The sequence below is a fragment of the uncultured Meiothermus sp. genome (genome assembly GCF_937863175.1).
In the GTDB taxonomy this organism is placed as follows: domain Bacteria; phylum Deinococcota; class Deinococci; order Deinococcales; family Thermaceae; genus Meiothermus.
This window is the reverse complement of the sequence record NZ_CALMCQ010000452.1, coordinates 1-10,315: the sequence shown is the minus strand read 5'-3', so window position 1 is coordinate 10,315 and position 10,315 is coordinate 1. Positions and strand designations below refer to the sequence as shown.

Below are 10,315 nucleotides of genomic sequence, written 5' to 3'. Positions count from 1 at the left end.
GAAGAAGCTTGCCAACCCTGGTTTTGTCGAACGGGCTGACCCAGCTATCGTGCAAGCCGAGCGCGAGCGGCTGGTGGAAAACCAGGCTCAGCTCGAGCGTATCCGGCAGAATCTGGCCCGGCTGGGATAGCTCGGACACTACTTTTTTCCGCTCAACCCAACAACGTGAGGTGGAGGTTGGGAGTGGGAGGTGGGGCTTCGATCACGGTATCGGCCTTGCTGAGGTTCACCGTTACAAAATCGAACTGCTGATCCGGAGCCAGATTAACGATGGGCTGCTGCAAAGGCATGCGGTATAGCACTGCCCCAGAAAGGGTTTGGAAGGTCTTGAGTACCGCTAGTTGATCGGACAGACGGGCGTTTTTGTGTATGTCCAGCTCGCCCACCAGAAGATATCCCTCGAAGAACAGGGCCACTCGCTTGCGTTCAAACAGGGCCAGGTTGCCCTTGGGAACCGACGGACGACCGCCGACCATCCAGCAGATGTCAGATTTGTTGACCGCCATGAACGGGGTATCGGCCTTGAGGTCGCTGGCCTGGGGGGGATGCTCGAGGCCCTCCACATAAACCAGAGCCCCGGTTACCGGGAGGTGGCTGCGGTTTTCGGTATTCAGCAGATCGGCGGTACCTCCTGCATGGACTAGATGGATGTTGCCGTAGATCCGGTACTCGGTGGTGTGGATTCGGGCTTCAAAAGAGTCCCTGGGCTGGCGGTACATATCCCATAGCATAGCGCCGTCGTGGGTGTTACGTTTCATTACGTACAGGTAGGGATCTATCTAACTCGTTTGGAAATAAGATTTGCGTCAACCCCACGAGCCCATGCGCGGGCGAAGACGAGGTCGAAGGTCAAAGACTGCACCTGAGGGCAGAATGCCAGCAATATTCACGGGGCAGATGCGGGTGTGGACGCATGAACCCATGGGCTGCTACCGTCGCAACCCCTGCCAAACGCACACTCTGACCCTGCAATCACCGGTAGGATGCTGGCCGTGGACGCGGTATTCAAGCTCAGCCAGGGAGGTCGCAAACGCCTGATTGGCCGCTGGAATCAGTTGTTGTCGTCGCTGGGGATTGACCCGGATGAACATTTTTCCGTGCTCGAGGATCTTCTTACCCGCCATTCCGAACCGCAGCGCTTCTATCACAGTCTGGTGCACCTGGAAAGGCTGTTTGAGCTTTTGCCAGCAGAGCCCCATCTGGAGCTTGCAGTCTGGTTCCACGATGCCGTCTACGACCCCACCCGTACCGACAACGAGGCCCAGAGTGCCCTGCTGGCCGAACAAAGCCTCCATTCTCTGGGCCTAGACCCGCAACTCATCCAGACGGTAGTAAACCTCATCCTGGCCACGCGCAACCACCAGACCGCCGATCCCCACACGGCCCTGTTTCTGGATGCCGACCTGGCCATTCTGGGAGCCGACCCCGAAACCTATCAAGGCTATGCCCAGGCCATCCGGCAGGAGTATGCCTGGGTTCCCACAGCGCTGTTCCTCGAGCAGCGTGCTGCGATGCTGCACAAGTTCTTATCTCGGGAGCGCATCTATCAAACCGAAGCCTTTGCCAGACTGGAACAACCCGCCCGGGAGAACTTACAGCGCGAACTGCAAGAAATCACATCCGCACCGACCCCCTCCAGTAAAAACCCCGCCCCCTCGTGAAGGTCAGGGGGCAACGAGATGCCACCCTTCTCGACGTCTCGTTTTCGTTACCGGGATCCTTCCGCTGGAGCCAGTGCAAGGGCTTGCCAGTAGCGCTCGAGGCTTTCCTGCAACAGCCCGGCTTGGCCCAACTTATAGGCCATCGCTACCCGCCTGCCCAACGCCCGTACCAGCGCATCGGAGCTGCTTTCCAGATTGACCAGGGCTTTCTCCGAGAGGGCAATCTGAACCTTTTCGGGATGAGCGGGGGCAGCGGGCAGACTGAACCAACAGGCGGCTTCTTCGGGTTTCACCACCGCCGCCCCTCGGCTGGTAAACCAGTCTGCACCCTCGGGATGCACATATATCCTGGATCCCTGGGCCACAGCCTGGCGAACCGCTTCGCGGAATGGCGTAGGGATGGCCCATACCCCCCCCCAATCCCCTCCAGACAGGGGATGGACTGGGGGGCTTGGACGATATACCACACCGCGCAACTCGATGGTACGCTCGCCGTTCCACTCGCTCTGCACCAGCCCCGCCGCCAGGTCGAGGGGGTCGGGCAGGTTTTCACCATTATCGCGCCATTTGATGACCCTGGTTCCATTCAGGCGGAATGACAGGTGTTTGCCCTCGCTCAGCACCCGCATATGCTCCGGTTTACCCTGCAAGAAGAACAGCGGCTCGGGGTTGCCCTCTCCCAGCGGTTCCAGAAGTTGCAGGGCTCGATGCAGTTCCTCGAGGTCTTCCCCATCCAGCCAGCCATCCAGCATAATTTCCTGAACCGGAGCTGGAAGCTGCGCGGCATACTGCTGAATGGCCCCAGTAAAGGCGGGAATTTCCTCTTCACGAATGGCAAAACCTGCCGCCTGGGCATGGCCCCCAAAGCGTTTGAGATGGTGGGCTGCGTAGCGTAAAGCCCCCACTGCACTGATGCCCGGCGTGGAGCGCACGGAACCCTTGCCATCGGCGATGATGAAGACCGGTTTGTAGTAGCGCTCCAACACCCGGCTGGCCACAATTCCCATCACGCCGGGATGCCCTTCGGAATCGTGAATGACCAGGGCCGGACTGCTGGCATCAATGGTAGGCCAGATGCGCTGTAGCATTTCTTCTTCGATGCGTTGTCGCCGGATGTTCAGTTGGGTGAGGTGTTCGGCCAGCGGGCGGGCCTGGAGCAGATCCTGGGTGGTCAGGAGTTGCAGGGCTACTTCGGCCTGGCCCAGCCTCGAGGCCGCATTGATGCGCGGAGCGATGCGAAAGGCAATCTCGCTGGCGCTGAACTCTTTACAGTGCTCGGCGGCCAGCACCTTCAAACCCAGGTGGGCTGACTCGCGCAGACGGCGCAGCCCTTCCCTGACCAGCGCCCGGTTGAAACCCTGCAAGGGCGCCACGTCGGCCACCGTGCCGATGGCGGCAAGGTCGGCATACTCGAGGGGTGGATCCTGGCCCAGCAGCTCGCATACCTGCCACAGCAGCAAAAAAGCCACCCCCGAACCGCTGGGATGGGCCTTTCCCTGAAGCTGGGGCGAAAGCGCCGGATGCACAATCAGGCCGGGTGGGTTTGTACCTCCGGGCGAGTGGTGGTCGGTCACCAGTACCGAGACGCCGTTGTCTACCAGTTCTTTCAGCTCGGCGTGATTGGTGATGCCGCAGTCCACGGTGATGAAGAGGTCGCAGGCTTCCAGATGCTCTGGCACCCGATCCATCAAGACCCCATAGCCCTCGCCCAGGCGATGGGGAATGAAGGCGTGAATCTCGGCCCCTAGCCTGCCCAGGCCATTCAACAGAACCGCCGTTCCAGTGAGGCCATCGGCGTCGTAATCGCCGTGCACCCGGATCCGCTGTCGTTTTTCGAGTGCCTCGATGATCCGCTGGGCGGCTGGCCTTAACCCTTCGATGGGCAGTAGCTCGAGAGGGGCCCAGAGGTCTTCCTTGCACCGAAACCCCCGGTTCCAGAGCACCGAGGCCGCCAGGGGAGAAATACCGAGCTGCTCCACCAGTGGGCGAAGTTCGGAGATATGGGGCCATTCGCGGAATTTCCAGATCATGCAGGGTCTCCCAAAAATACACATGCGGATAGTAGATAGCCGATCACTGGTAGCCAATTGTCTATAGTCTATGATCTATAGTCCATAGCTGCTTTTAAGAGACCCCCCACTCCTTTCAACCCTGACCCTAGACTCTACACACTGGACTCTGCACTCCGCTACCGATCAGGAATGACCGGGGTTTCCTGGGGGTGTTGCTTCCTGAGGGCCTCGAGTTCGCTCTTGACCAGGCGCAGTTCTCGGTTGCGTTTGCTCAGGGCAGCCTGGGCATTTGCCCAGCCTGTTAGCACATACATCCCCATCACCGCCAGACCCAACCCAAAGGCCCCTAGCAGCAAGAAAACCAGATGAACATGGCCCCAGGGTGTCCCCAGCAACAGCCCCGGTTCCAGTAAATATAAAGCCCAGGTGGTTGCTGCTATCGCCAGCACGATCAGGAAAGCCAGACCATTCAGGACTTTCATGTTAGAAGTTTACTCCAGAACCACCGACTGCCCGTGAAGCGAATGCAGGGTAGTCAGACCCATTTCTTCAGGTCAATACGGCCCTCATAAATGGCTTTGCCTGTAATGGCTCCTTCCACACCCAGGTCTTGCAGACCTTCGATATCCGCGTCCGAGGCAATTCCCCCTCCGGCAATCAAGAAGCCTGGCCAGGCTGCCCGAACTTCGTGCACCACCCCCAGGTCGAGCCCGGCCAGGGTTCCATCCCGGCGTACATCGGTATAAATCAGGGTGCGTACCCCCATCACCCAGATCCGCTGGCTTAACTCGGGCACCCGGAGGGCGGTTTCTTCGGCCCAGCCCGAAACCACGACCTCCATCCCTCTGGCATCCAGGCTCACCACCACCCGCTCGGCCCCAAACTCCCAGAGCATCTGGCGCAACACTTCCGGCGCTTTAACCGCGACCGTGCCCACTACCACCCGGCTGGCTCCCAGAGCCAGAATTTCCCTGGCCGTCTCCACACTGCGCACCCCACCCCCCACTTCAAACGGGATGGCGATGCTTCGGGCAATCGCCCGAAGGGCTGCACGGTTTTCCCCCCGGCCGGTAGCCGCATCCAGATCTACCAGGTGCAGCATCCTGGCATCCAGCTCTTGCCAGTGCAGGGCCGCATCCACCGGGTTTTCGAAGTAGACGGTTTCCTGGCTGGGGTCGCCTTCATACAGCCGGACGGCCCGACCGGACTGGATATCTACCGCAGGAATGACCAGCACTCGGGGATTGTATACCAGGATTGCTGGCAAGTAGTTCTCAACTATCGCTAGAGCGAAGATCCGACGGGGGCTCGCGCATTATGTCTAGCACGCAGTGATCGTTAAAGGTTATCTGCCGAACTGGCTCCACAGACGATAGAAGAAGCCCTGGGTGCGGCAAAGAGCGGGCGCGCTTAACGGCAGTCTTGGGCTTACCGATGCAGGATGAACCCAGCCATCAATATATCTTTTTCCCCAGCAGGCTGCTGGCGAGTTCGACCATCATCCTGGCGGTGCGGTTGGCAATGTCGAGAATGGGATTCACCTCGACCAGATCCAGGCTGGTAACGATTCTGGTATCGGCCAGCAGCTCCATTAGCAGATGGGCTTCGCGATAGGTCAGGCCCCCGGCCACAGGCGTTCCCACCCCCGGAGCGATCTCGGGATCGAGCACGTCGGCATCGAGGGAGACATGCACCTTGGTAAAACCGCGTAATTTATCCGCAACCACCTGGGCAATCGCCGGGATGCCTTTGACATCAATCTCTTTCATAGTGAAGACCGAGACCCCCCGCTCGCGCAACAGCCTGACCTCGCCGGCATCCAGGCTACGAATTCCGATCAGCACCACATCTTCGGGCCGGACCTTGGCCCCAGGGCGGCCCAGGTTCACCAGGCGCGGGTCGCCCAGGCCGCACAGGTGCGCCAGGGGCATGCCGTGAATATTGCCGCTGGGGCTGGTCTGGGGCGTGTTGAAATCGGCATGGGCATCCACCCAGATCACCCCGATGCGCTCGCCCCGGCTGGCCCCCGTCACTGAACCCATGGCAATGGAGTGGTCGCCGCCCAGTACGATGGGAAACATATCGGAGGGCATCTGCGCGAGGGCTTCGATGGTCTCCAGGCAAACCGTGCGAATGGCCTCGAGGTAGCCCATCCCACCCGGTTCTTCCTGCTGGTGGCGCAAGCTCTCGACCACCGGCACCTTCATATCGCCATAATCGTGTACCTGGTGGCCCAGACCCTCGAGCACTTCCTGCAACCGTCCATAGCGGATGGCGCTGGGCCCCATATCCACCCCGCGCCGTCCCTGACCCAGATCCATCGGAACCCCTACGATACCAATCTGCTTCATACCTACCCAGTCTATAGGCGGACGGTGGGGGCGTGAGAGCAGCGTACTCATGCAGCCATTGACCCCCGGCTTTTTCGGCGCTACAGTAAAGAGCTACCTTTGCAGGGTAGACTCGAGGGAAATGGAAGAAATGCACATTCAAAGCGTCAACCTATCGCGCCTGCTGCGGGAGGGCGGGAGCACCGACGCCAGGGGCGAAATCCTGGAACGCATCGCCCTGGGGAATGAACGCATCCCCCTGGATGGCCCGGCCAGGTGGAGGGTCAGTGTAACCAGGGTAGAAGGCGAAGGCGGACAGGAGTTCTGGCTATCCGGCGAAATTGCAGGTAATGCCGTTCTCGAGTGTCGCCGCTGCCTGACCCCAACCCCCACCCCGGTACGCGCCCACTTTCAGTACATGCTGCGATACCAGCCGGGGCTGCAACACCTCGAGGCGCATTCTACGGACGCGGCTACTCGAAAATCGGCAGTCCGGGATGATGCCGGTAGTGCACCTCGAAACCAGCGTCTCGAGGCGCATTCTACGGACGCGGCTACTCGAAAATCGGCAGTCCGGGATGATGCCGGTAGTGCACCTCGAAACCAGCGTCTCGAGGCGCATTCTACGGACGCGGCTACTCGAAAATCGGCTTCGGCGCACGGTGCTGGCGATCTGCCTCGAAACCAGCGTCTCGAGGCTATCGAGGAGGACGGGGAGGAAATACTGCTCTTCGGCCATCCCGACCTCGAGCTAGGGCCACTGCTGAGTGAGGCCTTCGCCCTCGAGCTGCCCTACACCGCCCTCTGCAAAGAAGACTGCAAGGGCCTCTGCCCGGTTTGTGGAGCCAACCGCAACGAAATGGACTGTGGCCACCGCGAAGAACCCCAGACCAAACTGAGCGCCGAACTTTCCAGGTTGCTGGGCGATTTGAAGGATTGATACCGAGTTTGGGCTTCATTTGACTGGGTAGGAAGTCGAATGTCATCCCCAAATTATGGTTTGTCGCCCAGTCCGATGCTAGGCTAGTTTTATGTCGGTCATCGGCCTCACCCCCTGGCTCCAGCATCTGGTGGAACACCTGCCCATCGCCCACCAGGGCCAAGACCCCGAAGGCGTGCACCAGGTTCGCGTTGCAGTGCGTCGGTTGCGGGTATGGTTGCGGCTGGCAGGAATGCGTGTGCTGGAGGACGATCTGGCCTGGTTGGTACGTGCAGCAAGCCAGGTGCGCGACCTGGAAGTATTGTTGCAACACCCTGACCTGCCCACTGCCTTTCAGAAGTGGGCCAGGGTTCGGCTGGGAGAGGCCCGCGCTGGGTTCATCCCCGTGCTGGACTCTCCCCGGCTGGCTGGCCTTTTACAGGCCCTCTCAACCTTGCCTGCACTGGACCATAAAGAGGCACAGACTCGGCTGGAGCGCTTCGTACAGCGAGTGGGGCGCCGGGCAGAGGAATGGCGTACGGAAGACAGCATCGAAAGCCTGCACGCCTTGCGCCGGGCCTTGCGGCGCTTGCGCTATGCCAGGGAGTGGCTCCAGCAAGATAGCGGTACAGTTAAAGCGCTTCAGGAGATTTTCGGGCAGGTAGGCGATCTGAGTTTTATCTTGAATTATCTCGCGGCGTTTGAGGCCGAAGGGGGCAGAGCGTCCATCCGCTACCGCAGAAAACTCGAGGCAGATCTGACCGAGGCCCTCGCGGTAGCCAGGCAAGCCTGGAAAAACCATAAGGCCGATTTTGGGCCTTGAGGTTACGACCCCAGGTGGTGATTGGTCACAGCCTGCAACCCCAGGGAATGCTAGGCTGCACAGTAGGCGGCAAGAGGCCGCCACGGGTGATTTTCATGTCCAATCCCATACCCGACCAGATCAACCACCGCAGGCGCGTGCTACACATGGCCCTGCGACAGGTATTGGGCGAGGATTGGCGGGTAGATACGATTTTCAAGATTTGTGACCCGCTGGTTCGAGAGGAGCATTTTGTGGCTTCGCGGGTGGCGGAATGGGTAATTGATACCGGGATGCTAAAGCCCGAAGAGCAGGTTTCGCTGACCCGCACACTCTTGCATGCCATGCGCTTACCCTACGATGAACTCCCCAAATTCCCCGATCAGTTGGTTTTACCCACCCAGGACGGGAAAATTGCTCGGTCTAAAATCCTCAGAACCGCACGCTCGAGCCCTGGAGCAGGGGCTACCCAGGCTGTTTCCGAGCCACCCGTAGCGGCCAGGGTTGTCCGAACACCCAAATTTGCCACCATCCTCGATCTGGACGCAGTCACGACCCAGCCCACTCCAACCCTCGCCAAAGCCGGGTTTTTCTTCAACCTGCTGGGGTGGTTTAGCGCCAGGGGCAAACCCCGCCAGCCGCATTACCGCTCGAGGCCCGAGGTACGGGTCTTTCGCATGGTGATCGCGGAAATGCTCGAGGTCATGCAAAAAAACAACCCCCGTATTGAGCAAGCCCTCCTATCAGTAGCCCCAAAAGGCACCCATAAGGGCCTGCCGGAAACGATTCTCGAGCCGTGGATCAGGGCTGGGCTGGCCCCGCAGGCCCTACCCGGTACCCTGCTACTCCCCCAGATGCGGGCCATCGTGGCCCTGCTCTATGCATACGGCCAGCAGGTTCTAGGGTCAGCCGAGGCAGACCGTTTGTTGGAACAAGCCATTGTCAGGGCCAGCAAAATGGATGAAGCTAAACACTTCGACCCACATAAACTTCGTTGAAAACGATTCGGAGTAGCCTACACGAAAAGGCCGGAGGAAGTTTCTCCGGCTAGACTTCGGATTCAAGGTGCTCTACTTCTTCCTGGGGCGGTGTTTACCGTGCGAGCCACGGAAAATCTTGCCACGACGGGTGCGACGATCACCTTTGCCCATACCTGGCTCCTAGGCCTTGGCTCCCTGAAGGAGCAGGTTAACCTTGCTCATCAGGCGGGATTTGCGACGGCTGGCCGCGTTCTTGTGCAGGGTCGAACCTTTGGCAGCCTTGTCAATCAGACTTTCAGCATAGCGCATGACCTGGGCGGCTTCGCTTGCGTTGCCGTCCTTGGCCAGGGTCACCGCTTTTTTGCTGATGGTCTTGATGGTAGACATCTTGGACTTGTTGCGAGCGCGGCGCTTGAGCGACTGACGGTGACGCTTGATAGCCGAGGGGTTGCGAGCAGTTTTTTTCTGTGCCATAGTTCTCCGAATTTGCCGAGTTGGGGCTGCGTAGAGCGCTATAACCGGCGCCTGCAGCCTCGGGGCAGACCATCCACAAGTCTAGCACACCTTTAGACCATGTGCCTAGTACACCGCTCACCAGCGGGTCAAATGGGTTGGAGTTGGGTTTTATGCCCCCCTTTCGGCCTGGTTTGACCTGCAGCCCGCAAGGTTAGAGGCTATGTGGTGTCCGGGTTAGATTCACAAATTACTTTTTGCAGCCACTGCCTACCGGCGCAATTCTCAAGCGAAGGTCGGTCGGCCCGAAAAGTTTGACAAACAGGGAAGCCACCCTGGGTGGTTCGGGTGCTGATCTCATCTTTTCAGGGTAAGCGAACCGTCTCTCCAGAAAAGTTTTCGGTCGCGGATACCCCCAGAACACTACCCGAAACCGCTCTAGAATTCGTTGCGAGCCGCTACCCAGTCCATACGAACCTGCCCCTGTGCATCCTTGAAGCGGAAGATGACATCATACAAACTGGCATCGGCCGGATAGCGAATTTCCTCGGCAAAACGACCCTGATAGCGCTTGACCAGACCTGGACTGGTCTGACCGGTACGCCGAATCTCTACCTCGAAGCCTCCCTGTCGTAAATCCCCGCTCACCGTCACCTTGACAAAAGCCCGAATACCTGTAGCCCGAATCTGGTTGAACGACTCGCCGGTATAGTTCCAGTAAAACACCGGTGTGAAGGGTGCATAGCCCACCGCCAGACCAAATCGCTCGGCATAAAAGTATACCCCTGCCACAATCAAAGCCAGGATCAAGAGGGTTCGCACCCCTCCAGTATAGAACACACCTGGCCTCGGCTTGCCTGCTATTCGGCCAAACAGGCTCTAGTCACCAAAAGCGCAACTGGCCTCTCGAGTACTTACAAAATTACCGGGATCTCCTCCTGAGGCCACTATACTGGATTTGGTTTGTTCGAACCTGACCGACGGAGACGCTTTTTTCACCGAAGGCAGGGCGGGTGTGCTCCAGGAGTCAAGAAGATCGCCTGATGGGGTTCTGGAATGGCCGGGTCTCTTTTTGAATCCGGTATGGGGCCTGAGAATCTGATGCGTCCAGGTCAACGGTTTTCAGCGCAGCACAGCACCAGACCCCTCGCTTCGCTC

At 59.3% G+C, this 10,315-nt stretch carries 12 protein-coding genes and 1 pseudogene; 5 read left to right on the top strand and 8 right to left on the bottom strand.

Annotated elements, in window-relative coordinates:
- The coding region (locus Q0288_RS18115; RefSeq protein ID WP_366914804.1) for a hypothetical protein at nt 1-130 on the top strand (130 nt) is incomplete at its 5' end.
- A gap of 22 nt (nt 131-152) precedes the next feature.
- On the opposite strand, the gene Q0288_RS17015 is transcribed toward Q0288_RS18115, so the two are convergent.
- Nucleotides 153-719 carry a hypothetical protein gene (locus Q0288_RS17015; protein ID WP_299433273.1) on the bottom strand — a complete coding sequence of 189 codons (567 nt, stop codon included), beginning with the start codon at nt 717-719 and terminating at the stop codon, nt 153-155.
- A gap of 264 nt (nt 720-983) precedes the next feature.
- On the opposite strand from Q0288_RS17015, the gene Q0288_RS17010 reads away from it, so the two are divergent.
- On the top strand, nt 984-1,661 hold the full coding sequence (locus Q0288_RS17010; protein WP_299433267.1) for a hypothetical protein: 678 nt from the start codon (nt 984-986) through the stop codon (nt 1,659-1,661).
- Between the two features lie 47 nt (nt 1,662-1,708).
- On the opposite strand, the gene Q0288_RS17005 is transcribed toward Q0288_RS17010, so the two are convergent.
- The 4 genes from Q0288_RS17005 to rocF form a co-directional block, all read right to left on the bottom strand.
- Nucleotides 1,709-3,691, bottom strand: a complete 1,983-nt coding sequence (locus tag Q0288_RS17005; RefSeq protein ID WP_299433264.1) for a DHH family phosphoesterase — start codon at nt 3,689-3,691, stop codon at nt 1,709-1,711.
- Nucleotides 3,692-3,849: 158 nt separating this feature from the next.
- A complete protein-coding gene (locus Q0288_RS17000; RefSeq protein WP_299433261.1) occupies nt 3,850-4,155 on the bottom strand; it encodes a LapA family protein in 306 nt (101 codons plus the stop codon).
- Nucleotides 4,156-4,208: 53 nt separating this feature from the next.
- Nucleotides 4,209-4,910 carry a 1-(5-phosphoribosyl)-5-[(5-phosphoribosylamino)methylideneamino]imidazole-4-carboxamide isomerase gene (gene hisA, locus Q0288_RS16995; protein WP_299433258.1) on the bottom strand — a complete coding sequence of 234 codons (702 nt, stop codon included), beginning with the start codon at nt 4,908-4,910 and terminating at the stop codon, nt 4,209-4,211.
- A 217-nt stretch (nt 4,911-5,127) separates the two neighbouring features.
- Nucleotides 5,128-6,024 carry an arginase gene (rocF, locus tag Q0288_RS16990; protein WP_299433255.1) on the bottom strand — a complete coding sequence of 299 codons (897 nt, stop codon included), beginning with the start codon at nt 6,022-6,024 and terminating at the stop codon, nt 5,128-5,130.
- Nucleotides 6,025-6,694: 670 nt separating this feature from the next.
- Between rocF and Q0288_RS16985 the strand changes: the two are divergent.
- The 3 genes and pseudogenes from Q0288_RS16985 to Q0288_RS16975 form a co-directional block, all read left to right on the top strand.
- A pseudogene (locus tag Q0288_RS16985) lies at nt 6,695-6,943 on the top strand (DUF177 domain-containing protein); the annotation flags it as partial.
- A 91-nt stretch (nt 6,944-7,034) separates the two neighbouring features.
- On the top strand, nt 7,035-7,745 hold the full coding sequence (locus Q0288_RS16980) for a CHAD domain-containing protein (protein ID WP_299433252.1): 711 nt from the start codon (nt 7,035-7,037) through the stop codon (nt 7,743-7,745).
- Between the two features lie 95 nt (nt 7,746-7,840).
- Nucleotides 7,841-8,722, top strand: a complete 882-nt coding sequence (locus Q0288_RS16975) for a hypothetical protein (protein WP_299433249.1) — start codon at nt 7,841-7,843, stop codon at nt 8,720-8,722.
- 72 nt (nt 8,723-8,794) lie between these two features.
- On the opposite strand, the gene Q0288_RS16970 is transcribed toward Q0288_RS16975, so the two are convergent.
- The 3 genes from Q0288_RS16970 to Q0288_RS16960 form a co-directional block, all read right to left on the bottom strand.
- The gene (locus tag Q0288_RS16970) at nt 8,795-8,875 is read right to left on the bottom strand and encodes a 30S ribosomal protein THX (protein ID WP_299433270.1); all 81 of its coding nucleotides are present in this window, start codon (nt 8,873-8,875) and stop codon (nt 8,795-8,797) included.
- A 9-nt stretch (nt 8,876-8,884) separates the two neighbouring features.
- Nucleotides 8,885-9,178, bottom strand: coding sequence for a 30S ribosomal protein S20 (gene rpsT / locus Q0288_RS16965; RefSeq protein ID WP_299433246.1), 294 nt, complete (start codon nt 9,176-9,178; stop codon nt 8,885-8,887).
- Nucleotides 9,179-9,595: 417 nt separating this feature from the next.
- Complete coding sequence (locus tag Q0288_RS16960) at nt 9,596-9,979, bottom strand: hypothetical protein (protein ID WP_299433243.1); 384 nt, start codon at nt 9,977-9,979, stop codon at nt 9,596-9,598.
- Between the last annotated feature and the right edge of the window lie 336 nt (nt 9,980-10,315).